The following is a 23,298-nucleotide window of genomic DNA, read 5'->3' on the forward strand; positions in this document are numbered from 1 at the left end:
TCAGGACGGCGGATCCACCCGCAGCGTCGCCGGGGTGAACCCTTCGCGCACGAGCACGAGTCCGCCGGCCACCGCCCAGAACAGCACGCGCACCTTGCGCACGATCGCGGTCGAGAGGCCAGGACGCGCGCCGAGGCCGAGCACCTGCTGGGTCAGAAACGCCGTCGCTGCCTCGTCCACGCCAAGCCGCAGCGGGACGAACTTGAAGACCACGGTGACGAGACGATTCGCCGTCTCGAGGATGAACGCGGTCAGGATGGACGGCGGCGCGCCGTTCAACAGCCACAGGGTCAAGTAGGCTTCCGCGACGCCGAGCGCGTGGAAACCGATTTCCGCCGCGGCGAGCCCCGGCAGGGCGGCGCGCCGGCGGCGCGCGAACCCGTAGATCTCCGATTCGAGGGCGCGCACGCGATCGGCGTGGCGTGAGAGCCGCGGTGTGACGCCGAGCGCACGGCTGATCAGCGCCGGCTGTTTCCAGAGCACCGCCAGCGACACGGCGAAGAGGACAACCGTTCCCCCGATCGCGACCAGGCCGATCCCGCGAATCGCCGACGGCAGCTCGAAGTGCGCGATCAACGCGATCATCCCGGCCGCGATCATCGCCGCCGCCGAAAGCGTATAGAGCAGGTTTTCGATCGCCAGCGCGGTGACCGCCGGCCCGAGCGCCGTGTAGCGCCGCACCAGCGCCGCCTTGGCCGGTTCGCCGACCAGCGGCCCGAGCGGCGTCAGGTTGCCGAGGCTGTCGCCGCAGATGACTGCCGCAAAGGCGTGGCGCACTGCGAGCGTGTATGGCGGATCGAGGCACCACCGCCACGCCAGCGCGCGGAGCAGGAAACGCAGGCCGCCGATCGCGATGACGATCAGCAGCCCCCAGCCGACCTGTCGCACGTCGGTCGCGATCTCGGCGACGCCGACGCGCGAGACGACGAAGGCGAGCAAGGCGAGCCCCGCGAGCGTGGTGAGGAGGCCGGAGACGCTGACGCGTGGCATGTGGTCCGGACTATAATCGCCTACTTCATGCTGCCGGCGTCTCTGCAGACACCTGCCGCGATCGTCCTGCTCGCCGGCGGACTCGTCGCCTGTTTCGCGGGCTACCGCGCCTTCCGGCTGGTGCTCGGCATCTACGGTTTCATCCTCGGCGCGCTCTTCGCGAGCAGCGCCATGGGCACCGAGCACACCGTCTGGATGATCGGCGGCGCGCTCGCCGGCGGCGTCGTCGGCGCGTTGATTCTGATCACGGCCTACTTCGTCGGCGTGGCGCTGGTCGGTGCCGGCGTCGGCGCACTGGCGGCAAGCGTGATCTGGGCGTCGCTCGGCCGCGAACCCGGTGCGCTCGTCGTCATCGCGTTCTCGATCGCCGGCGCGCTCGGCGCGCTCGCGCTGCAGCGCTACGTGATCATCGCGGCCACGTCGTTCGGCGGCGCGTGGACGATCGTGGTCGGCGCGCTGGCACTGATGGGTCGGCGCATGGCACTCGAGGGGGCGGCGCGCAATAATGTATGGCTGGCCTATCCGATGAACCCGGCGCCAGGACAGTACTGGATCCTGTTCGTCTGGGCCGGGCTTGGTGTCGCCGGCGTGTTCGTGCAGTTGATGCTGACCGCCGGCCCGCAGAAAAAATGACGGCGAGCGGACCCTTCGGGGCCGCCGCCCGTGAGGAGGACCCGATGGCGACGTTTTCGCGCAACGTGACCGTGAACTGGGAAGGACCGATCATGGAAGGGAAGGGAACGGCCAAGGCCGGCAGCGGCGCTTTCGACCTGCCGGTCAGCTTCCCCCGCCGCGTCGGCGACCCGGAAGGGCAGACGAGCCCTGAAGAATTGATGGCCGCCGCACACGCCGCCTGCTTCGCGATGGCGCTCAACGCGACGGTCGGGCGAAAGGGCGGCTCGATCGCCCGGTCGGAGGTCAGCGCCACCGTCACCGCCGACAAGGGCGACGCCGGCATCAAGATTCTCTCGTCGAAGCTGACCGTGGTGGCGCACGGGCTGACCGGGATTTCCAAGGAAGATTTCCCGGCGGTGGCGCGCGAGGCGGAAGGCAAGTGCCCCGTCTCGAATGCGTATCGCGGCTCGCTGCAGATTGACCTCGACGCCAAGGCCGTCTGACGGATCGGGTGAGCGAATGGCGGGTGGATGGGCGGGCATACAATGCCGCCCATGCACCGCACCCGTGTACTGCCAGTCCTGATCTTCCCGCTGCTGCTCGCCTTGGCGCCGGCACCAGAGCCGGCGCCGGTCCGCAACGTCGTCATCGTGACCATCGACGGCATGCGATGGCAGGAGGTGTTCGGCGGCGCGGATCGCGCGTATTTCAAGAAGACCTCCGACGGAAAGCCCTCCGCGGCCGAGCAGCGCTTCTGGCGTGAAGACGTCGAGGCGCGACGCACGGCCCTGATGCCGTTCTTCTGGGGCACGCTGGCGACGCAGGGAGTGGTGCTCGGCGATCCGTCTCGCCAGAGCCGCGTGCATCTGACCAACGGGCTGTGGTTCTCGTATCCGGGCTACTCGGAGATGCTGACCGGACGGGCCGACCCGCGCGTCGACAGCAACGACAAGGTTCCCAACCCCAACGTCACGGTGCTCGAGTGGCTCGACGGCCGTCCGCGATTACACGGCAAGGTCTACGCCGTCGGCGACTGGGACGTCCTGCCGTTCATCCTCAACGTCGAGCGAAGCCACCTCCCGGTCGGCGCGAAGGTCCCGGTGCCGTCGCCGCGCAGCGACCGCGAACGGGCGATCAACGACCTGACCGACGATTTGCCGCGCTACTGGGAGGACGTGATCTTCGATGCGCCGGTGATGCAGGCGGCGCTCGAAGCCCTGCGCGTCCGGCAACCGCGCGTGCTGTATGTGATGCTCGGTGAAACCGACGAGTGGGCGCACGGCGGGCGTTACGATCTCTACCTGGACGCGGCGTTCAGGAGCGATCGGTTTCTCGGCCGGCTGTGGGAACGGCTGCAATCGCTGCCCGCCTACAAAGGGACCACGGCGCTCATCGTGACGACCGATCACGGACGCGGCGCCGGCACCAAGGACTGGACCGATCACGGCCGCGACGTGCCGGCGGCGGAAACCACATGGCTGGCGATGCTCGGGCCAGGCACCGGGCCGGCCGGCGTCCGTGAAGGGGCCACGGCAACAACCTCGCAGCTTGCCGCAACGGTCGGTGCCCTGCTGGGAGAGGATTTCCGGGCCGCATTCCCGGCGGCTGCTGCGCCGCTGCCGGGGGTGAAGACCCAGCCGGCCGTTTCACGCTGAAGCGAGCGTAGGGAGAGTCCGAGGGGCAAAACGCCCGTCGGACAGGAAGGTCGCGAGTGAGCACCGCGAATGAGCCACGAGATCGGAGCGAGCGGCGCAGCGGCGAGCGAGAGCGCGTGTAGGGGAGCCCGAGGGGCAAAACGCCCGTCGGACAGGAAGGTCGCGAGTGAGCACCGCGAACGAGCCACGAGATCGGAGCGAGCGGCGCAGCGGCGAGCGAGAGCGCGTGTAGGGGAGTCCGAGGGGCGACGCCCCTCGGACAATACTAGAAGCGGAAGCCGACGGTAATCGGCAGGAACTCGCCGTTGGCCTTCAAGGTTGTCGGCGTCTGGCCTGCCGGAACGTTCGCCTGCGAGACGGTCGGTCCCCAGATGTAGTGGAACCTGGCTTCGACGTAAATCGAGGCGTGCTCGGACAGCTTGAAGTCGACGCCGCCGCCGAAGTCCATGCCGAAGTCGTTGGCGCTGCGTTCACCGATCACCTGGTCGACCGGCACGAGCGCCGGGTAGCAGACGTACCACCAGGGATCGCAAACCGTCGTGTAGCCGACGCCCGGGGTGGTGATGTTGACCGGACGGTGATAGTAGCCGCCGCCGACGACGGCATAGCCGCTGGCCTTGCCGGGAGTCTTCGGCTGGAAGACGAGATTACCGTCGAAATACTGCATGTTCCCGTCGGCGAAGAACGGTGTGGGAACGCCCGGGTTGATCGGGTTCGACGCGACGTTGAAGTCCAGCTCCTTCTTCATGAAGCCGTTGTATCCGTACTCCGCCTGGAACGACACCGGCGACTTCGTGTTGAAGAGCAGACCGATGGTGAAGTTGCCGCCATTTGCGACGTGGTCGTGGATGGTGCCGAGGGCGCTGGTATAGCCGCCGCCGATCGTGAGTTGGATTGGCTTGACGTCCTGCGCGCCAGCGGGAGAGGCCGCGATCAGCGCGGCACCGAGAACGAGTCCGAACCTGCGAAACATGTGTTCCTCCAATATGAATAAAATGTAGGTGTGGGGCGCGCTGGCGGGGAACTGCGCCGACTACCAGAAGGGACCTGTACTACTGACAGTCCCCTGTCGCTTTTCATGACGGCTCCCTGCACTCCTGACAGTGGCTCCTACACGAGCGAGGTGATGTTGTATGCACATGAAACGCAGGTTCGTCGTCGGGACGGCGATGGCGCTCGCGGCGGCGTGTCTGACCGCATGTCCCGGCGCGCCGCGCGCGCGTCCGGTGAAGATGGGTGACGTTGACACCGGCCCGACGTCCATCGAGGCCGTGCGCCGCCAGTTGAAGGGTACCTGGCAACTCGTCTCGCTCGACGTCTACACCGCGGACGGGCAGAAGTATCCCGCGCAGGCGAACGGCGTGCTGACCTACGACGAGTTCGGTAACCTGGCGATCAAGGGACGGATCACGGGCGGCGAGCACATCGAGCCGGCGGATCTCGACCTGACCGGCCGCGTCACCATCGATGCCGATCAGCACCTGCTGCGGATCGGCGGTATCACCGCGGCTACACCGGACCAGCGCCGCGTCGATCCCAAGATCGATCCGAGCCATGTGCGGTCGTACCAATTCGACGGGGATCTGCTCAAGACCACGACGAAGAACGCCGACGGCGCGACGACCGCGACGATCACCTGGAAGAAGGTCGGCTGAGCGGGGCCCCGTGCCGATTCCGCATAGGCCGCGCCGGTAGGCAGGGCGTATGGTCGCAGACGGACCTCGAAGGATGGACGTGACCACGACCACGAAAACGATCCTCGGCGTGCTGTTGGCCGCTGCGTCGCTGTCGGCGCAGGACGCCAATCTCACCTTTACCGCGACCGCGACGATCAGTTCGCCCGCCAAGAAGGCGTCGCTGCCGGTGACGGTCCACATCGATCGGTTCATCGCCGATGCCGATCGCGACAAGTTGAAAGTGGCGCTCTTGGCGCACGACCAGTCCGCGCTGAAGAAGCAGCTCGCGTCGCTGCCCGACCTTGGCTCCATTACGGTCGTCGAGAAGCAGACGCCGATCAAGTACGCCTATGCGCGGCCGACCGCCAGCGGCCGCCTGATCACCGTGGTGACGGCCCAACCGGTCTATTTCCTCGGCGGTGGCGAGAAGAACGCGAAACCCAAGGCGGGCTATGACCTCGCGCTGGCGCTGCTCGTGCTCGACGGGAGCGACAGCGGCGACGGCGAGCTCGACCCGGCGGTCAAAGTGAAGCTGGAGAATGGAGCGATCGTCACCGATGGTTATGGCAGCGAGAAAGTTCGCCTCGTCAAGGTTGTCAAGGTCGGCAAGGTCCAGTAGGCCGGCGCCAGCCCCCGCACCGGCGCTCCGGAGCGACGGCGCCAACGTCTATCGCGCCGACATCAGCGGGCGGCTCACCGAGGATGGCCTGAAGGCGCTGCAGCGCGCCGCCGCTCAGGAGATCCGCCGCGGCGGCCGCCTCCGTCTGCTGATCGTGCTCAAGGAGTTCGAGGGCTGGGACAACGGCGCCGGCCGCGATCTCGGCTTCTACATCCGTCACGGCAGCGACATCGAGCGGATCGCGATCGTCGGCGACGAGCGGTGGCAAAGCGAGGCGCTGATGTTCGCCGGGGCCGGGCTGCGCAAGGCGCCGGTGGTGTATTTCAGGAGCCGCGACGCCCTACAGGCGGCCAGCTGGGTCGCCGAAGATCTCTCTCCATCGTGACTGCGAAGGATTCTCCTTTTATGCATCCGTCACTCATTCGCTCTTATCCCACCGACAGTCACCCGTTTGCGCCGCTGCCGGCGCGCCGGGCCGCGCCCGGCGGCGTCGCTCCCTTCACCGATCCTCAGATCGCGGAAGGTCAGTCGATCGTCGGACAGAGCCCGGCGATGCGCTACGTCATCGAACAGATTCACCAGGTCGCGGCGACCGATTCGACCGTCCTCCTGCTCGGCGAGACCGGCACCGGCAAGGAGCTGCTCGCCACCGAGATCCACCAGTGCAGCGCGCGCCGCGGCCGCAACATGGTCCGCGTCAATTGCGCCGCCATTCCCGGCACCCTGATCGAGAGCGAGCTGTTCGGACGCGAGAAGGGAGCGTTCACCGGCGCGCTGGCCCGCCAGATCGGCCGCTTCGAGCTGGCCGACCGATCGACGCTGTTCCTCGACGAGATCGGCGACCTGCCGCTCGAAGTCCAGATCAAGCTCCTGCGCGTCCTCGAGGAGCGCGAAATCGAACGCCTCGGCAGTCCGCGCACCATCCGCGTCGACACCCGGATCATTGCCGCCACCCACCGCAACCTCGAGCAGCGCATCGCCGAGGACACGTTCCGGGACGATCTTTACTACCGGCTGAACGTGTTTCCGGTCGTCGTGCCGCCGCTGCGCGACCGCGGCGACGACGTGGTGCTCATCGCCTGGCGGTTCGTGCTCGAGTTCGCCAAGGCGTTCGGCAAGCAGATCGACAGCATCGATGAGGAGAGCTTGGTCGCGATGCGCCAGTACACCTGGCCCGGCAACGTCCGCGAGCTCCGCAACGTCGTCGAGCGCGCGATGATTACCGCGCGCGGGCCGCGACTGGCGATCGCTGTGCCGCAGGCCCCCTCCGGCACCTCGGCGCGCAGCGCGCGCCTCTGCGACGTCGAACGCGAGCACATTCGCAGCGTGCTCGAGAGCTCCGGCTGGCGCATTCGCGGCGTCGGCGGCGCCGCCGATCGCCTCGGCCTGCGTCCGACGACCCTCGAGACCAGAATGGTCAAGCTCGGCCTGAAGCGGCCCCGCCCGGCCTGAGCGCGGGCCGCGTCTTCCGGGCAAACGTCCGGGCCGTGGCAGTCGCGGCCAGGCCGCCGCTCACCAGTGCAGCACGTCATCCATGACCGACCACCGCCGCACGTGCGGTACGGCGTTGCGCCCCTGGATCCAGTGCGCGAACAATTCGTCGATCGTCCCGTCCTTCTTCTTCAGATCGATCCATGTGTCGATCACTGTCGCCAGCGGGCCATCGCGGCCGGCGATGACATACGCGAGCGGCACCTTTATCGGCTGCGGCTTCGGGACGACCACCGAGTACTCCGGGTGCAGCAGCGTGTAGGCTGAGCCGCGTTCGGCGGTCAGGATGAATGCGTCGAGCTGTCCCGACTGCGCGAACATGCTCTGCACGTCAGTGAAGACGGAGAGCTGCGCCATGGGGACGCGCGCGCGGATGTTGTCAACGTAGTAGCTGGCGCCAGGGACGCCGAGGCGCAGTTTGCCCTGCGCGACGACGTCGTCCCACGTCGCGAATTCGGCGCGGCGGTAGTCGGCGACGATGAAGGCGAGCGTTTCGTCGAGGTAGGGCGTCGAATAGAGCACGTGCAGCGCGCGATCCGCGGTGACGACCGCCCCGGACATGACGAGATCGCACAGCGCAGGATCGAGGCCCTGGCTGAACAGCGTGCGGCTGACCGGCACCAGCTCGAGGCCGACGCCGAGATCGCGCGCCAGCTGATAGGCCATTTCCACGTCGAGGCCGACCAGTTCGCCGGCGCTGTTGGTGAAGGCGTAGGGCAGGCTGTCCTCGAAGTAGCCGACGCGCACCAGCTTCCGCGAGCGGATGCGGTCGAGCACCGATCCCGTCAGCGGCGGAAGCGCCGGCGCGGCTGAGTCGAAGACGTGCGCCTCGCCGCGGTTCCTGATCGCGTGCATGCCGGCGAGCACCTTGTCGCGGTCGTAGCCGGAGCCGGCAAAACGCTCGGCGACCAGATGCGTGCCGCCCACCGTCGCGACGACGAACATGGCGGTTGTCAGCGCGAAACGGAGCAGCTTCCCGGCGTCGAACCGGAGCGCGCCGCCAGCCGCGCAGGCGCCGATGAGGGCGACCGCAATCGTGTGGACGGCCGAGAGCAGCGTGCCGAACCGCGCGTTGACGACGCTCGTCGCCAGGAACAGCTGGAACGTATCGGCGGGCACGTGGAACATGTCGAGCAGGAACGGCACCGCCACGTTCAGGCTGCCGAACAGCGTCAGGATCCCCGTCGTCCCGAGCGCCGGATAGTCCTTCAGCGGCAGGGGCGCGCCCGAGAACCAGGCGGCGAAGAGCACGAAGCTGAGGGACATGATCTTTGCGGTGTGCGGAAAATTGTAGGCCGCGGGAATGATCACCTCGGGCAGCCGCTCGTCCTCGCCGGGCAACGCTGCGTAGGTGCGCAGCAGCTGGCGCGATTTCTCGACGAGCAGCGGCAGCACCACGAAGAGGCTGCCGGTGGTGAAGGCCATCACCAGCGCGTCGCGCGTGCACGACAGCACCGCGCGGTGCGGGATCGGCGTGAGCGCCGCCACCAGGCCGGGCAGCACCCAGAACGTCAGCAGCAGCGCGATCGCCACGTAAGCCAGCAGGTACACCTGCAGCTTGGCCGCCTGCTCGGGGTCGAACGTGCCGGCGACGACGGCCGCGATGGCGAACAGGCCGTAGGGTGTCAGCGAGACGATGAAACGCGCGACGCCCTCGAGCGCGTTGTTGAGGACGGCGATCACGCCGAGCGCGATCTGCTTGTCGCGCACGCCGATGAGCGCCACGCCGAGCAGGGCGCTGAACAGGACCACCGCGGGAACGACGTTATTGGCCAGCGCGTAGAACGGATTGGCGGGGATGTAGAGCCCGATCAGGTCGAGCGGCGGCGTGTCTTCGAGCAGCGTCGTGCTGAAGAACGACGCCGACTGAATCGGCGGGAACATCAGCGGGAACAGGAATACCGCGGCGAGCGCGACGACCGAGAAGCCGAGCAGCAGCAGGCCGACCCGCGAGCCGAGCCGCGCCGCCTCCTGCCGGGTGAGCGAGCCGAGACCGCCGATGAGCGACATCGCCACGTACGGCAGCACCGTCATCTGCAGGAGCTTGATGTAGGCGTCTGCCCACACCTGCAGCGACGCCGCGCGTTCGCCAATGAACAGGCCGACCGCGATCCCGGCCGCGAGGCCGATGAAGACCTTCGCGGTCAAGCCGAGCTTCACAAGTCGCTGCCCCGGCCGTTCTGCGCCGCAAGTCGGCGGTTGAGCGCCATGGCCGCGGCCAGCCAGCCGACGGTGAGCGCGATGTTGATCGCTGCGAACACCGGAATCGCGAACGACGCGAGCTCGCCGGTGTAGACGATGGCGGCCGAGATCACGTCGCCAGCGCGGACGCAGAAGGAATCGACCGCCTGCTTCGCCTTGTACTTCGCCTGGCGGCTGGTCGGCAGCCACAACGCCTGCTTGGTGGTGTTGCTCAGCGAGTAGTCGAGTGAGTTGTCCACCGTCTTGACGATCCGCATCGCCCCGAACGACGGCACGCCGAGCATCAGCAGATAGCCCGCGCCGGCGACGATCGGGTGAATCAGCAGCGAGCGGCCGACGCCGAGATACTTGAAGACCCGCGACACGACGAACATCTGCAGCAGCAGGCCGATCAGGTTCACGTAGCTGAAGAAGCCGGCGTAGGTGGCGCCGATGTACTGGCCGCGCGCCGCCTGGCTGGCGGCGCCGTCGCCGAACCGCGCCACCGCGTCCTGGACGACGAAGCGCCCGAACAGGTATTCGCCGCCGGTGTTGACGACGTTGAGCAGCAGGACGAGCAGCCCGATCAGCATCAGGTAGCGGTCGGAGAAGAGCATGCCGAAGCCGCTCTGGCCGTCGCCGACCGGCGCATCCTCGATCCGCGCCTGCGGCTTGGACCGGTCCGTACTGCTGATCTGCCGATTGGCCAGCCGGGCCAGGAGCACGCACAGGACGAGCGCCACCGTGCCGCCGGCGAGCAGCCGCATCGGCCCGAACGTCTCCATCACCACGCCGGCCCGCACCGAGCCGAGCCACGCGCCGAGGCTGCTACCGACGCCAATCAACGGGAAGAGCCGTTTGCCCTGTTCCGGCGTGTAGAGATCGTTGGCAAACGCCCAGAACTGGGCGATCACCATGACGTTGAAGATGCCGACCCACAGGAAGTAGGGCACGCCGACGCGCAGGCCGGCGCGCTCCGCCAGCGCGAACAGGACGATGTTCGAGGCGAAGAACAGCGAAACCCACGACACGAGCTGGATGCGGTTCACCCGCGACGCGAAGGCGCCGTACGCCGGCACGAGGATCAGCAGCAGCAGGGCCTGACCGGCCGATGCGTAGCTCTTCACCTCGGCCCCCCCTTCCGAGAGGATGAACACTTCCCGCGCCGTCTTCAGCAGGTAGTAGCCGCTGAGCAGCAGGAACATCATCGTCGTCAGGAGCAGGACGCCGGCCGCCTCCCCTGCATGGACGTCGGCGATCGGCGAGAGGAGCCGCTCGAGCGTCCCTTTCGCCGGCTGTGCGCCTGGTTCAGCGGCCGCCACGGTCGACTCCTGTGAGCGTCCATCCGGCGCCGCTGCGCCGGAAGAACAGGTGCACCGGTTTCTGCCATGCGGCAGGCGCCGCCGCGCCGGCAGCGACGTCGATCTGGACGAAGTCTCCGGGCGATGACGGCAGCGCGCCAGGCGCCTTCAACGCCGTGCCGGCGGCCCGCGCCTCGCCGATCCGTTGTGTCTCGCCGGTGAGGTTGTCGAACCGGAACCACGTGGTCAGATACTCGGACGGCGCCTGGGCGACGTTGGCGCGTACGGCGGCGTTCTCGAAGTACAGTTCGGCGCTTGCGTCGAGGCGCGCGTCGACGATCGGGTTCACCGCCGGCAGGTAGGCGCGGGCGATTTTGTCGCGCCGCTGCATCAGGATCGTCGCCAGGTGGGCCTCCGCCTTCGGGTCGCTGAACTCGCCCGTGTGCACGAGCGCGCGGATCGTGTCGTCGTCGAAGGCGGCGACCCGCCTCGCCGCCCAGAACGCGTCGTCGGGCTGCATCTCGAGATAGGCGAGCGTCGGCGTGTGGGGCTTCCAGGTACGCGGGTCGAACGTTTGTGACTCGAACCGGCCGACCGAGCGGTACTCCGTGTAGTGCGCCGTCTGCCAGGGGCTCAGCGCGAAGCCGAACGACACCAGTCGTTTGAGCAGCGCGTCCCCCTCGTAGAAGTATTCGAAGCCGTCGTCCCAGTCGCGCGGTCCCTGAGGCGGCGCGATCCCGAACGTCGATCCGACGTCCTGCAGGTAGTGCCGGACCACGGACTTGCCGCCGGCCTCGACGAGGGTATCGAGCGTGTTGCCCGCCTTCAGATCGCTGAGGTTCGTCCACACGCCGAACACGCGCAAGGCACGCAGCTCGCGGCGGTGCTGGTGTTCGACCGTGTCGTTGGGGTCGTCCGGCCGCGTGCCGTCGTAACGGAACGGTCCGAGCACCTTGCCGGTCAGCAGCCGGCCGGCGGCGACGCGGTAGGTGCCGTCAGCGTTCGACGCGCAGCGTTCGAGCACGGCGTTTACGTCGTCGGGCCGCATCGGCGTACGTTTACCGGTCGGCCGCTTGACCGTGGCCTTGTCGCCGATGACGAGACGCGAGCGGTCGATGCGGGTCACGAACGTTTCGACCTGGTTGTAGCCGAGCGCCCAGAAGATCTTGGTGGCGACGACCGTCGCGCCGCTGGCCCCCTCGGCCCATCCCGGGGTATCGCAGGAGAGAAACCACGTCTGGCCGCTGGCGTCGGACGCGGTGAAGCCCGGTGACGCCCCCGCGCTCTTCTCCCGGGAAATCACCCAGCGCTGCGGGTTGGGCGGCGGCCCTTCGTTGGGCCCGCGGAGCAGGTCGCCGGCTGCGATGGTGCGGGGCAGCATCCGGTTGGTGAACCAGCTCGAGTCCGGCACCTCGTCGATCGTGTTGGCGTTCTTCGCGCGCACGTTCGACGGCTGCCGCGACTGGGTGACGAACAGGTTGTAGGTGATCTCGTAGAGCAGGCCGATGTCGAACGGCGCCGCCTTGGAGGCGTCGCGGCTCTCGGGCTCGCGGGCGAGCGGATCGTCCGCGTAGAACCTCGGGGCCGGCGCGGCGGCGAGCGCGACGCCGAGCCCCAGCGCGAGGGCAAGCGCGGCGGAGGTGCGCGGGAACCTGGCCATGGTCAGAACGCCGCCTTGGAGGAGAACACGAGGCTGAGCCCCTCGTTGCTGTGGACGAATTCGATGCGTAGCGGCGTGGTCATCGGTCCATGGAGCCTGAATCCCAGGCCGTAGTCGTTCTTGAGCGGTCCGTCGGTCAGATCGCTGCGTCGGGCCGCGACGCGGCCGGCATCGTAGAGCACGGCCGTGTCGATGAACCGGTTGGCCAGGATGCGCCATTCGGCCTGCAGCAGCAGGCTGTTCAGATCGCGGAAGCGCCAGCTGCTGAAGCCGCGCAGCGAGGAGCCGCCGCCAAGCGACGGCAGCATGAAATACGGAATCACCTGGTTGGAGGCTGCGTTGCTCAACTCGACCAGCCCGTGCAGCGACACGACCCACACGTCGTGCAGGATGGGAATGTGCTGGATGGCCTCGTAGTCGGTCATCCGGAACCCATTGAGCCCCTGCGTGTCGTGATAGTCCTCGAGGGTCACGGCGTAGTAGCCGCCTCGGCGCGCGTACCCCGGCGCGGGGCGGAAATCCAGGCCGATCGTTCCCTGCGAGTGCAGGTAGGTCGGGGTCGCGCCCAGTCCCTGCAGCGTGGCCGGCGTGTAGACCTCGTCGACCGACGGATCCGATCCCTTTCCTGGGCCGACGTCCCACTTGGCGACGTCGAGGGCGCCGGCCAGCACGAGCAGCTTGCGCGTCGGCATCACGCTCAAGGCCGCCGACGCGTAGGGCTGCGTGAAGCTGTAGTTGGCGCGGTCGTGGACCGACGTGTTCGCGTGGCCGATTCCGTAGAAGCCGACCTGGGTCGCGTTCCGCCAGCCGCCGATGAGGGTGAGCGTTCCGCGGCGGTCGAACAGGCGCGGCGCCAGGAACGCCGTCTCGATGCGCGTGTAGCCCTTGAAGGTGACGCTGCCGCGCACGTCCAGCACGTTGTACGAGCTGACTCGTGTCGCATAGCCCGCGCCGAGCGTAAAGCCGCCGCCGGAGTAGGCGTTCTCGAAGAACGGGTGGACGCTGACTCCGCCGTTGAGCAGCGTGTTCTCGACGCGATCAAGTACCGCCTCGACCTTGTTCGGCTCGAACGGGTGGAGCTCCGTCGATTTTTGTGTCTGCGCCTGCTCGATCGTCGCGGCGCGGCTGTCTGGGATGGTGTCGTCCTGTGCGGTCGCCACGGCCGCCAGACCTGTCGTCATTGCCAGGGTGGCGACGATGACGGCAAGCGGGCGAGACAGGAATAAAGGGCCCGTCATAACGCCGACGATATGTGTCCGGCCGACGCGCGCCTATGCGATTCCGGCATCATGCAACGCTGCCGAAATAGCATAGCCCCGCCGGCGCGTCGCTTCGTACGCTACGGCTCGTCAGGAAGGAGCCGCTGTGACTGTGTTTTCAGCCAGTGTTCCCATCATCGTGCTGGCGTTCGCGCTGGCCGCGCCGCAGGCGCCGTCCGCCGGAGCGCCCGCCAGCGGTCCGGAGACCTTCGACGTCGTCGCCACGGCGACCGCCGGCGCCAACGCCAAAGGCACGCTGACGGTCCCGCTGACCGTGCAGATCGACCGCTATACGCCCGAGCACGAGCGCACGAAGATGACGGACGCGCTCAAGTACAACGGCTACCCCGGCTTCGTGAACGCGCTGCGCGAGGCACCGCGGGCGGGCACGCTCGACGTCGCCGGTGACAAGTTTGCCATCCGGTGGGCGCGCAGCGTCGACACCGACACCGGGCGGGTCGTCACGATTGTGACCGACCAGCCTGTCGGGTTCGTCGGCCAGGGACGCCGCGGCTCGAAACCGACCGCCGGCTACGAAGTCGCGGTGATGCAGCTCACGTTCGACAAGACCGGGCACGGCACAGGCACCATGGCGGCCGCCGCCCGCGTCAAGCCTGGCGGCGAGACCGGCGTGCGCATCGACAACTACGCCGACAAGCCGCTGACCCTGACGGCGACGGTTCACGCCCGGTAGTTCAACGTGTCTCGCGCCGCCTGGGCCGCGACCATCGCGCTCGCGCTGCTCCTCGGCGCCGCCCGCGAGGCCGCCGCGGCGAAAACCGACGTCGTCGTCCTCCGCAACGGCGACCGCCTCACCTGCGAGGTCGTGCAGATGCGGCAGGGCAAGCTGCAGGTCAAGACCGACGATGCCGGCACGATTGCGATCGAGTGGGACAAGATCGCGTCAGTCACGACCGCGGACGTGTACGACCTGACGCTGCGCGACGGCTCCCAACTGCTCGGCCGGCTCCGTCCGGGCACGTCGGCCGGCCGGACCGTCCTGGTCGAGGGCATCGGCGGCGTCTCCTCGCCGAGCATGAGCGACGTCGTCTCGTTCGAGCACATCAAGAAGACCTTCTGGAGCCGGATCGACGGGTCGTTCGATCTCGGCGGCACCTACACGAAGTCGAGCGGCATCGCCGAACTGGCGCTCAATGCCGACGCCCGCTACCGGCGTCCGCAGTACGCGGTGGATGCGAAACTCTCGACGAACCTGACCCACCAGGAGGAGGAGCCGGATACGGCGCGGTACACGGCCAGTACGACCTATTCGCGCTACCGGGGACCGTGGATCGTGTCGACGCTAGGGTTGGCGGAAGGCAACCGCGAGCTCGGGTTCACCGTCCGCGGCACGGTGGCCGAGTCGCTCGGCCGCTACGTGACTCGCACTTCGCACGCCGAGATGCTGCTCGCCGGTGGCATGGCTCTTGGCCAGGAAAAGCCGGTCGACGCCTCGTCGGTGACCAACGTCGACGCGGTCGTGGTGACGACGTTCTCGTTCTTCACCTACGACTATCCAACGACGCGGATTGACTTCGGGCTGCTGGTCTTCCCCAGCCTCGACGACCCCGGGCGGGTCCGCCTGAACGGCGATGCACGGTTCAAGCGTGAGATCTTCAGAGACTTCTACGTCAGTTTCAGCGGCTTCGACACTTACGACAACCGGCCCAAGTCGACGTCGGCGAAGCAGAACGACCTGGGGCTGTCGCTGTCGTTCGGCTGGACGTTCTGATCTGCCGAATCCGCATAGTCCGTGCACCGCCGCGCCGACTACTTTTAGGCGGCGCTGACGCTGGCGCCGCTGCGCAGCGTGTCGGACGGCCGCTCGCCGAACACAGATGTGTAGATGCCGGCAAACCGACCGAGCTCGAAGAACCCGTAGTCGGTGGCGATGCGGGTGACCGTGTCCTGTCCGGGACGCGCCTCGGCGAGCGCGAGTCGCACGGCGTCGAGGCGGCGACGCGTCAGATAGCGCTTCGGGCTGGTGCCGCAGACCGCATGGCACGCATTGCGCAGGCTGCGTTCGCTGACGCCGGTGGCATCGCAGAGCTGCGCCATGTGGATCGGTTCGTCGAGGTGTTCCCGGAGGAACGCGTCGAGCCGCTTGATGATGTGCGGCGCGCGCAGACGCGCACGACCGGCACGTGAGGTCGTCGGGATGATCTGTTCCATCAGGAAGTCCTGCCTGTCGCTGGGAACGGTATGGCGTTCAGCCGGCCGGCAGAACTGCGAACAGTTGGCGCCGTGCCAGGCAAAACTGACAGGGCCTCCACGTGCGGATTGACGGAGGAGGATGCCGATGGACGCAAAGGCCCGGGCGGCGGCGGCTATCGCGGAAGCCAAGGCGGAGCTCGATCGCGCGCTGACCGAAATTGACATGATCCAGACATTCAATCCGACGCTCGTGGGCCTAGTCGCGCATTCCCTGAGCAACTACATTTCCGTGACATCCGCGACCGTCGAGATGCTCCAGCTCACGCTGCGCGATTCGCAGGATCCGGACGTCCCGATCTGGCTCGAGGGCATCGGCCACACCGCTGAGCTGATGCAGCATTCGGTCGGGCGGCTCGTGTCTCTGTCGGCACCCCGCGATTTTCCGCTCAAGCTCGATCAGATCAACATCACGATCCTGATGAACCGCGCCTGCGACTACTTTCGGAAACGCTCCGGGACGGCCGCCCCGCAGATCACTTCCACCCGGCTCGGCCAGGTGCCCCTCGTCTGGGCCGATCGCGTGGCCCTCGCCGTCGTCGCCGACAACCTGATCGGCAATGCGGTCCGCGCCTCGAGCCCGCACGGGTCCGTGCAGGTCCGGGTGACGGCGGAGCCGGGGAGCGTCGTCTGCAGCATCAAGGACTCCGGCCGGGGACTCAGCCAGGACGAGCAGCAGGCGATTCTCGAGCCCGGCCCCCAGGGCCCGGGCGAGACGCCCCAGCACGCCTATGCGATGGCCGTGACGCGGGAATTCATCCGGCGCATGGACGGCGACCTCTGGGTCGAGAGCGAGCCGGATCGCGGCGCCTGTTTTTCGTTCCGCCTGCCGGCGATCGAGTAGATTCATGGGGAGCGCAGTCATGGGAAAGCCTCGGGTCATCCTGGCGGACGATCACACGCTACTGCTCGAGGCGTTCGAAAAGCTGCTGGCGTCGGAGTGCGAGATCATCGCCAAGGTGGCCGACGGCCGGGCGCTCGTCGCGGCCGTCCAGGAGCTCCGTCCCGATCTCGTCGTGCTCGACCTGTCGATGCCGCTCCTCAACGGCCTCGAGGCGGCGCGGCAGATCAAGGCTTTCGACAAGAACGTCCGTCTGGTGTTCGTCACGATGAACGAAGACCCCGACCTGGCGGCGGAGGCGTTCCGCGCCGGCGGCTCCGGGTATCTCCTGAAGCGGTCAGCCGGCTCGGAACTGCTCACCGCCATCCGCGAGTCGATGAAACACCGCTCCTACGTCACGCCACTCGTGACCGAGGGGATGTTGGGCTCGCTGATGCACGCAACGTCGGAGACCCCGTCGCGTCAGCTCACGTCCCGTCAGCGGGAGGTGCTCCAGCTGCTGGCCGAGGGCAAGTCGATGAAGCAAGTCGCGAGCATCCTCAACGTGACCGCCCGCACGGTCGCCTTTCACAAGTACCGGATGATGGAGCAGCTCAGTATCAAGACGAACGCCGAGCTGATTCAGTACGCCATCCGGAATCACTTCGTCTAGTCCAAACCGCGTAGTGTGAACAGGTTACCCACTAGGCCTGTCAGATCTACTAGGCGGTAAACGGGAGGGCACCGCGATACAGTAGTCCGCGTCAAAGCCCTCAGCTGCATGAAAGCCCCCCGCATTTTCGCGGTGTTCGTGCTCGCGCTGGCCGCAGCGCATGCGGTCTGGGCGGCAACGCCCAAGACCGTCCTGATTCTTCGCGGAGAATCGTCGGATCTCCCAAGCGGCCCGATCCTCATCGAAACCATTGAAACGACGATCCGCGCCAGCGCATCCGGACCTGTCGAGTTCTACATCGAGAACTTCGACACCGGGAACGGCGACGCCGAGGGGTACGACGATCGGTTCGGCGCGCTACTCGCCGAGAAATACGCCGACACCCGGATCGATCTGATTCTGGCCTTCGCGCAGCCGGCGGCGCGGTTCATCCTTCGCGAGCGCCCCATCCTCTTTCCGCGGACCCCGATTCTGATCGGCTTCGTCGACGAACGTCTTTTCGACGAGCATGCGCTGCCGCCCACGGCCTCGGTCGTTTACGTGCGGGCCGATGCGCTGCAGACGCTGCGGTTCGCCCGCGCCGTCTACCCGCGAGCGCACCGCGCCCTGGTGGTGACCGGCGCCTCGGGTTTCGACCGCGGCTGGGAACGCGTCGTGCGCCAGGACCTCGCCGGATTCGATCCGGCATTCCCGGTCTCGTACGATGCGCAGTCGTCGATCGACGCGCTCGAGCGCCGGGTTGCGGCCCTGCCGCCCGACACCATCGTGCTGTTCGTGTCGATGACCCGCGACGGCGCAAACCGCCCGCTGCAGCCGGTCGACGCGCTCGAGCGGCTGCATGCCGTGGCGACGGTCCCCATTTTCGGCCTGGCCGGAACCCACCTCGGTCACGGACTGATGGGCGGCGCGCTGATCGATTTCCGGCGTCATGGTCTCGATCTCGGGCGGCAGGCGGTTCGGATGCTGGCCGGCGAGATCCCACCGCCGATGGTGACTCCCCCGGTCGTCGCCGCTGACTGGCGCGAGCTGCAGCGGTTCGACGTCGACCCGTCGACGCTGCCGCCCGGGGTGTCGATCGAGTTCCGCGAGCCGACGCTCTGGGATCAATACCGGGGCACGATCCTCATCGCGATGGCGGTCCTCTTCGCGCAGTTCGCGCTGATTCTCGCGCTCGTGCGTGCCGGCGCCCGCCGGAGGGAATCCCAGGACGCGCTCGTGCAGCGGCTGCGTTTCGAGCGTCAGCTCTCGGAGTTCTCCGCGGTCGTCGCGCACCGGCCCCTCGCCGCCGTCACCGGCGACCTCGAGCCGGCACTCGAGCGCCTGCTGCCGCTGGTCGGGCTGGATCGGGTGCTGCCTTGGACAGGGACCGATCCGCGCGACGCCGCCTGGCGGTCCGTCCCGCTCGCCGCCGGCCAGTCGGCTGCCTTCGAGACACGCGCGGAGCTGCCGCCGAGCCTGCGGGGACGACTGAACGGCGCCGGGCCCATGTGCCATGCCCGCGCTCTGCCGCTCGTCAGCGACGGCCGCCCGTCCGGCGCCCTGTTCTGGTTCGCGCGTCACGACACGATCGACTGGGCGGCCTGCTCGGATCAGCTGAAGATGGTGGGGACCATCGTCGGCAACCTGCTCGAGCGCAAGCAGACGCAGGTCGCTCTGGAAGGCAGTCATTCGCTCAAGGGCGCGATTCTCGACTCGCTGCCGGCGCACATCGCGGTCATCGACCGCGACGGGGCGATCATCGCCGTCAACGATGCCTGGAGGGCATTTGCCCTGTCGAATGGTGGCTCGATTGCCGTCGGCGGTGCCGGCGCCAACTATCTCGAGATCTGCCGCGGCGCGGTGCGGCGCGGACTGCACGAAGCCCGCCAGGCGGTGGAACTCATCGAGCGCGCCTGCCGAGGCGAGCACGGGCTCGAGATCGAATACCGCTGCGAGTCTGCCGCCGGCGTCCGCTGGTTCACGATGACCGCCGAGCCGCTCCGGAGGCCCGAAGGGGGCGCCGTCGTGGCGCACACCGAGATCACCGCGCGCAAGCATCAGGAGATCGTGCTGCGTGAAAGCGAGGACCGCTTCCGCAACCTCGCCGACGCCCTGCCGGTGGCGATCTGGATGTCGAGCGACAACGGGGATTGCACCTACTTCAATCGCGGCTGGCTCGAGATGACCGGCCGCACGCTCGACGAGGAGCGGGGGGATGGCTGGCTCGAGGCAGTGCACTCCGCCGATCGCGCTGCCTGCCGCGACGCCTACCAGCGGGCCTCCTACCTGCGGCAGCACTTCACGATCGAGTTCCGTCTCCGGCGGCACGACGGCCAGTACCGCTGGCTCTTCGACACCGGCGTGCCGCGCTATGGGTCCGACGGCTCGTTCCACGGCTACGTCGGCGGTTGCCTCGACATCACAGAGCGCAAGCAGGCCGAGCAGACGCTGCGCGATCTCACGCGCCGGCTGATGAGCGCGCAGGACGACGAACGGCGCCGCATCGCGCGCGAACTGCACGATCACCTCAGCCAGCAACTGGCGCTGCTGGCGATCGATCTGCAGCAATTGTCGTCGCACCCGCCGCCGCGACCCGAGGCACTCATTCCGGTGCTGCAGGAGGCCTGGCGCCGTACGACCGAAATCGCCAGCGACGTGCACGCGATTTCGCATCGCCTGCATCCGTCCAAGATGGAAGCGCTCGGTCTGGTGGCGACGATCCGCGCGCACTGCCGCGAGGTGTCGCGCCAGAGCCTGGCCGTCGATTTCGTGTCCCAGAACGTGCCGCCGATTCCGGCCGAACGCGCCCTATGCCTCTTCCGCGTCGTCGAGGAGGCGCTCAGCAACGTCGTCCGTCACAGCAGCGCGCACTCGGCGCAGGTCGCGCTCGCCGGCGGCGACGACGGCACGCTCCTGCTGCGGATTGCCGACGACGGCCGCGGCATCGTCGAAGGCCGCCGCCAGGCGAGCGGCCTGGGCCTGGTGAGCATGCGGGAGCGCATCCAGTCGCTCGATGGCACGTTGTCCATTTCGTCCGTTTCCGGACGCGGCACCGTGGTCGAGGCGCGCGTCCCGGCGGCGCCGATCGAGTCACCCGCGGGACTGCAGATGCCCGCGCTCGGACAGCGTGCCGAATCTGCATAGTTCAGTGTCAAGGCTCGCTTCTAGAGTTAATGCATGAGAGTTCTGTCAGCCGCCATTCTCGTTGTGTCCGCGGTCGTCACCGCCCACGGCGCGCCGCAGTCCATCAAGTCGAAGAGCGTCGGCGCGCCGGAATCGTTCAATGCGAGGGCGACCGTCGGCTCGGCGGAGGGACGCGGCGATGCCCACGTTGGTATCGCGGTCGAGAAGTACTCCGCCGAGAAGGATCTCCAGGCGATGGAGAAGGCCCTCCACGACGGTGGCTCGCCGGCGTTCGTCGCCGCCCTCAAGAAGGCGCCCGCGGTCGGTAAGGTGACGATCGGCGAAAAGACCTTCACCGTGCGCTGGGCGCGCCAGAAGGACACCGACAAAGGGCGCACGATCTCCTTTGTCGTCGACTCGCCGGTGTACTTCATCGGCGGTGGCCTGCCCGGCGCGAAATCGCGCGAGGGGTTCGACGTCGCGGTGATCCTGCTGCAGATGGATTCCTCAGGTGTCGGCGAAGGCAAGATGGCGGCGGCAGCCAAGGTGAAGTCGGGCGGCGCGACCGGCGTCGAGATCGAAGCCTATGACGCCGAGCCGGTGACGCTGCGCTCGGTGATGCGAAAGATTGGTTCGTAAGGAGGAATTGTGGCTTTTCGTTCCGCGCGGTGGTCGCCGCGCACCGCTTTGATCGCCGCCGTTGCGCTCGCGGTCCCTGTCGCCCTCGTCGCTGCCCAGGCGCAGAAGAGCTTCGCGCCCGAGTCGTTCAAGGCCAACGGGCAGATTACCGGGGTTGCCGGCGGCGTCGCGTCGGCGATGACGATCGCGATCGACAAGTACACCTCGGACGCCGACCACCAGGCGCTCGCCGATACCTTGAAAAAGGGCGGCAGCGCCGCCTTCGACAGCGCGCTCAAGAAGGCGCCGGCCATCGGCAAGCTGACCATCGGCAGCCGCTCGTTCACGATCCGGTGGGCGCGCACCGTCGCGGTCGGCGGGGACCACCGCCGTGTCGCCGCCGCAACCGCCGAGCCGATCTTCTTCGCCGGCGCCGGCGCCGTCGACGCCAAACCCACCGCCGGCTACGATCTCGGCGTGATCGAGTTCACGATCGACAGCGTCGGCCTCGGCACCGGGACGATGGCGCCCGCCGCCAAGGTCAAGGCCGGCGGCGACACCGGCGTCGAGATCGAGGACTACTCAGGCAAGCGCATCGAGCTGATGACCGTCACGCGCGGCCTGAAATAGACCCGCCCCGCGCGCCGTACCTACGGCACGAGCGTCAGGAACAGAAACGCCGCGAACAGCACCAGGTGCACCGCCCCGAGCATCAGGTTGGTGCGGCCTGTTGCGAGCGTGATCGTACTGACGAGCAGCGTGAGTGAAAGCAGGACGACGTCCTTCGGATCCACGCCGAGGACGAGCGGCAGGTGCAGCACGAACGAGGCGGCGACGACCGTCGGCACCGTCAGCCCGATGCACGCCAGCGCAGACCCCAGCGCGAGGTTCATGCTCGTCTGTAGGCGGTTGGCCGCCGCGGCGCGCACCGCCGCAACCGTTTCCGGCAGTAAGACCAGCAGCGCGATCACGACGCCGATCGCCGCCTGCGGCGCGCCGAACCTGATCACCGAGGCTTCGATCGCCGGCGACAGCTTCTTGGCGAGTCCGACGACCGTCACCAGCGACACGAGTAGCAGCGCGAAGCTCGTCCACGCCTGACCGTTGGTTGGCGGTCCGGCGTGCGCCGCCTCGAGCCCCTCTTCCGGCAGGAAGTAGTCGCGGTGCCGCACCGTCTGGAAGAAGACGAACACCGACCACAGCACCACCGACACGACCGCGGCAAACGCCATCTGCGATTGTGAATAGAGCGGCGCCGGCGCCGACGTCGTGAAGTCGGGCAGGACCAGCACCAGCACGCTGAGGGTGGCCAGCGCCCCCAGCGCCGGGCCCGCGCCTTCGCTGCGAAACCCCTGCTCGTGATGCCGCACGCCGCCGACCAGCAGGCACAGGCCGATGACGCCGGTACAGATGATCATCACGGCCGCGTAGATCGAGTCGCGCGCCAGGGCCGCCGCTGCGGCGCCGCCGCTCAGCATGAGCGTGACGATCAGCGCGGCTTCGATCACCGTCACCGACAGCGCCAGCACCAGCGTGCCGACCGGTTCCCCCACGCGATGCGCGACGACTTCGGCGTGATGTACGGCGGCCAGCACGGCCGCCATCAGCGCGGCGACGCAGACCAAGCCAAGGACCGGCCCGACGTCGAAAACCAGGGTGGCGCCGAGGACGGCGGCGGCCAGGATCGACGCGACCGCCGCCTTCGAGAGCGCGAGAATCCGCATGGGCGGATCCTACTTGATGACTTCCACCTCGTTCAGCCGGATTTCACCCGCCGAGTACTGCTCGAGCACCATCTGGTTCTGTTTCTTGTCGAACTTGATCTGCGTGGCGCCGAACGCGCGCCCTTCGCCCTTGCCCTCTTTCGGAAGACGGATTTCCATCAGCACGAAGGGATAGTCGTAGGTGCGCGGCCGCTCGCGCACCTCCCACATGCTCATCTGGCGGTCGGTGAGAATGACGATGCGATCGCCGCCGTCGGGCAGCTTGCTCTGCGCCGCGTAGCGGATGTCCCACCCGAGCCGGTAGTTCTGTGGATCGGGCCCCTGCCAGTTGGGCATCGACAGACGGCCCTTCACCGGCTCCTTCTGCAGCGCGCTCAGCAGCGCGTCCTGCCCCTTGTCCAGCACCAGCTGGATCAGCCGCTTGCGCGTTTCGGCTGACGACCACCCCGTGATCCGGATCTCGAGCACGCCGGCGTTGCCGCGCGGCACGTTGACGTTCGTCATGTTGACGGCAAACGCGCGCAGCTTGAACGGTGCCGGCGGCAGGTCGGCACGGATAGGCGCGAGCCCCACCAGCGTGACCAGTGCCGCCGCTGCGAACAGACCGAATCGCACACGCATGTCCTGTCCTCCTGTATCAACGACCTTCGATCCCGTGGGTATTGTCTATCGGATGCGGGTTCCCCGCGGTGCGGGGAATGGT

23 protein-coding genes are annotated in these 23,298 nt (G+C 67.8%); 14 read left to right on the forward strand and 9 right to left on the reverse strand.

Annotation, left to right across the window (positions count from 1 at the left end; translation table 11 throughout):
• Positions 1 to 990, reverse strand: coding sequence for a lysylphosphatidylglycerol synthase domain-containing protein (locus VGI12_06060; GenBank protein HEY2432219.1), 990 nt, complete (start codon positions 988 to 990; stop codon positions 1 to 3).
• A 27-nt stretch (positions 991 to 1,017) separates the two neighbouring features.
• On the opposite strand from VGI12_06060, the gene VGI12_06065 reads away from it, so the two are divergent.
• The 3 genes from VGI12_06065 to VGI12_06075 are packed head-to-tail and all read left to right on the forward strand — an operon-like array spanning position 1,018 to position 3,260.
• Complete coding sequence (locus tag VGI12_06065) at positions 1,018 to 1,623, forward strand: DUF4203 domain-containing protein (GenBank protein HEY2432220.1); 606 nt, start codon at positions 1,018 to 1,020, stop codon at positions 1,621 to 1,623.
• Between the two features lie 44 nt (positions 1,624 to 1,667).
• A complete protein-coding gene (locus VGI12_06070; protein HEY2432221.1) occupies positions 1,668 to 2,108 on the forward strand; it encodes an OsmC family peroxiredoxin in 441 nt (146 codons plus the stop codon).
• A gap of 51 nt (positions 2,109 to 2,159) precedes the next feature.
• Positions 2,160 to 3,260, forward strand: coding sequence for an alkaline phosphatase family protein (locus tag VGI12_06075; protein HEY2432222.1), 1,101 nt, complete (start codon positions 2,160 to 2,162; stop codon positions 3,258 to 3,260).
• Between the two features lie 265 nt (positions 3,261 to 3,525).
• On the opposite strand, the gene VGI12_06080 is transcribed toward VGI12_06075, so the two are convergent.
• Positions 3,526 to 4,233, reverse strand: a complete 708-nt coding sequence (locus tag VGI12_06080) for an outer membrane beta-barrel protein (protein HEY2432223.1) — start codon at positions 4,231 to 4,233, stop codon at positions 3,526 to 3,528.
• Positions 4,234 to 4,399: 166 nt separating this feature from the next.
• Between VGI12_06080 and VGI12_06085 the strand changes: the two genes are divergently transcribed.
• The 4 genes from VGI12_06085 to VGI12_06100 all read left to right on the forward strand — a co-directional run bounded on the left by VGI12_06085 (position 4,400) and on the right by VGI12_06100 (position 7,007).
• A complete protein-coding gene (locus tag VGI12_06085) occupies positions 4,400 to 4,915 on the forward strand; it encodes a hypothetical protein (GenBank protein ID HEY2432224.1) in 516 nt (171 codons plus the stop codon).
• Positions 4,916 to 4,994: 79 nt separating this feature from the next.
• Positions 4,995 to 5,555, forward strand: a complete 561-nt coding sequence (locus tag VGI12_06090; protein ID HEY2432225.1) for a hypothetical protein — start codon at positions 4,995 to 4,997, stop codon at positions 5,553 to 5,555.
• Entirely contained in the window at positions 5,530 to 5,940 is a 411-nt protein-coding gene (locus VGI12_06095; protein HEY2432226.1) for an STAS/SEC14 domain-containing protein, read from the forward strand. The genes VGI12_06090 and VGI12_06095 overlap by 26 nt, the downstream gene beginning before the upstream one ends.
• 20 nt (positions 5,941 to 5,960) lie before the next feature.
• Positions 5,961 to 7,007: a sigma 54-interacting transcriptional regulator gene (locus VGI12_06100; protein ID HEY2432227.1), complete on the forward strand. Its 1,047-nt coding sequence runs from the start codon at positions 5,961 to 5,963 to the stop codon at positions 7,005 to 7,007.
• A gap of 60 nt (positions 7,008 to 7,067) precedes the next feature.
• On the opposite strand, the gene VGI12_06105 is transcribed toward VGI12_06100, so the two are convergent.
• Genes VGI12_06105 through VGI12_06120 form a run of 4 tightly spaced genes read right to left on the reverse strand, consistent with a single transcriptional unit; the run spans position 7,068 to position 13,426 of the window.
• The gene (locus tag VGI12_06105) at positions 7,068 to 9,206 is read right to left on the reverse strand and encodes a cation:dicarboxylase symporter family transporter (GenBank protein HEY2432228.1); all 2,139 of its coding nucleotides are present in this window, start codon (positions 9,204 to 9,206) and stop codon (positions 7,068 to 7,070) included.
• The gene (locus VGI12_06110; protein ID HEY2432229.1) at positions 9,203 to 10,549 is read right to left on the reverse strand and encodes a hypothetical protein; all 1,347 of its coding nucleotides are present in this window, start codon (positions 10,547 to 10,549) and stop codon (positions 9,203 to 9,205) included. Before VGI12_06110 ends, VGI12_06105 begins: the two co-directional genes overlap by 4 nt.
• On the reverse strand, positions 10,536 to 12,188 hold the full coding sequence (locus tag VGI12_06115) for a hypothetical protein (GenBank protein HEY2432230.1): 1,653 nt from the start codon (positions 12,186 to 12,188) through the stop codon (positions 10,536 to 10,538). The genes VGI12_06110 and VGI12_06115 overlap by 14 nt, the downstream gene beginning before the upstream one ends.
• Positions 12,189 to 12,190: 2 nt before the next feature.
• Entirely contained in the window at positions 12,191 to 13,426 is a 1,236-nt protein-coding gene (locus VGI12_06120; GenBank protein HEY2432231.1) for a hypothetical protein, read from the reverse strand.
• 127 nt (positions 13,427 to 13,553) lie between these two features.
• Between VGI12_06120 and VGI12_06125 the strand changes: the two genes are divergently transcribed.
• The gene (locus VGI12_06125; GenBank protein ID HEY2432232.1) at positions 13,554 to 14,141 is read left to right on the forward strand and encodes a hypothetical protein; all 588 of its coding nucleotides are present in this window, start codon (positions 13,554 to 13,556) and stop codon (positions 14,139 to 14,141) included.
• 6 nt (positions 14,142 to 14,147) lie between these two features.
• Complete coding sequence (locus VGI12_06130; protein HEY2432233.1) at positions 14,148 to 15,179, forward strand: DUF481 domain-containing protein; 1,032 nt, start codon at positions 14,148 to 14,150, stop codon at positions 15,177 to 15,179.
• 44 nt (positions 15,180 to 15,223) lie between these two features.
• On the opposite strand, the gene VGI12_06135 is transcribed toward VGI12_06130, so the two are convergent.
• Complete coding sequence (locus VGI12_06135; protein ID HEY2432234.1) at positions 15,224 to 15,619, reverse strand: helix-turn-helix domain-containing protein; 396 nt, start codon at positions 15,617 to 15,619, stop codon at positions 15,224 to 15,226.
• A 127-nt stretch (positions 15,620 to 15,746) separates the two neighbouring features.
• Here VGI12_06135 and VGI12_06140 point away from each other — a divergent pair, with 127 nt between their 5' ends.
• The 5 genes from VGI12_06140 to VGI12_06160 all read left to right on the forward strand — a co-directional run bounded on the left by VGI12_06140 (position 15,747) and on the right by VGI12_06160 (position 21,501).
• Positions 15,747 to 16,502, forward strand: coding sequence for a HAMP domain-containing sensor histidine kinase (locus VGI12_06140; protein ID HEY2432235.1), 756 nt, complete (start codon positions 15,747 to 15,749; stop codon positions 16,500 to 16,502).
• A 19-nt stretch (positions 16,503 to 16,521) separates the two neighbouring features.
• The gene (locus tag VGI12_06145) at positions 16,522 to 17,151 is read left to right on the forward strand and encodes a response regulator transcription factor (GenBank protein HEY2432236.1); all 630 of its coding nucleotides are present in this window, start codon (positions 16,522 to 16,524) and stop codon (positions 17,149 to 17,151) included.
• A gap of 108 nt (positions 17,152 to 17,259) precedes the next feature.
• Positions 17,260 to 20,274, forward strand: coding sequence for a PAS domain S-box protein (locus VGI12_06150; GenBank protein ID HEY2432237.1), 3,015 nt, complete (start codon positions 17,260 to 17,262; stop codon positions 20,272 to 20,274).
• Between the two features lie 33 nt (positions 20,275 to 20,307).
• The gene (locus VGI12_06155) at positions 20,308 to 20,892 is read left to right on the forward strand and encodes a hypothetical protein (protein ID HEY2432238.1); all 585 of its coding nucleotides are present in this window, start codon (positions 20,308 to 20,310) and stop codon (positions 20,890 to 20,892) included.
• A 9-nt stretch (positions 20,893 to 20,901) separates the two neighbouring features.
• A complete protein-coding gene (locus tag VGI12_06160; protein ID HEY2432239.1) occupies positions 20,902 to 21,501 on the forward strand; it encodes a hypothetical protein in 600 nt (199 codons plus the stop codon).
• 20 nt (positions 21,502 to 21,521) lie between these two features.
• Here VGI12_06160 and VGI12_06165 read toward each other — a convergent pair whose 3' ends face one another.
• Both VGI12_06165 and VGI12_06170 read right to left on the reverse strand, forming a co-directional pair.
• Complete coding sequence (locus VGI12_06165) at positions 21,522 to 22,595, reverse strand: hypothetical protein (GenBank protein ID HEY2432240.1); 1,074 nt, start codon at positions 22,593 to 22,595, stop codon at positions 21,522 to 21,524.
• 9 nt (positions 22,596 to 22,604) lie between these two features.
• Positions 22,605 to 23,216 (reverse strand): hypothetical protein, encoded by a 612-nt coding sequence (locus VGI12_06170; GenBank protein HEY2432241.1) that lies wholly within the window; start codon positions 23,214 to 23,216, stop codon positions 22,605 to 22,607.
• Between the last annotated feature and the right edge of the window lie 82 nt (positions 23,217 to 23,298).

It is taken from the genome of Vicinamibacterales bacterium, from assembly GCA_036496585.1.
Classification (GTDB): domain Bacteria; phylum Acidobacteriota; class Vicinamibacteria; order Vicinamibacterales; family 2-12-FULL-66-21; genus JAICSD01.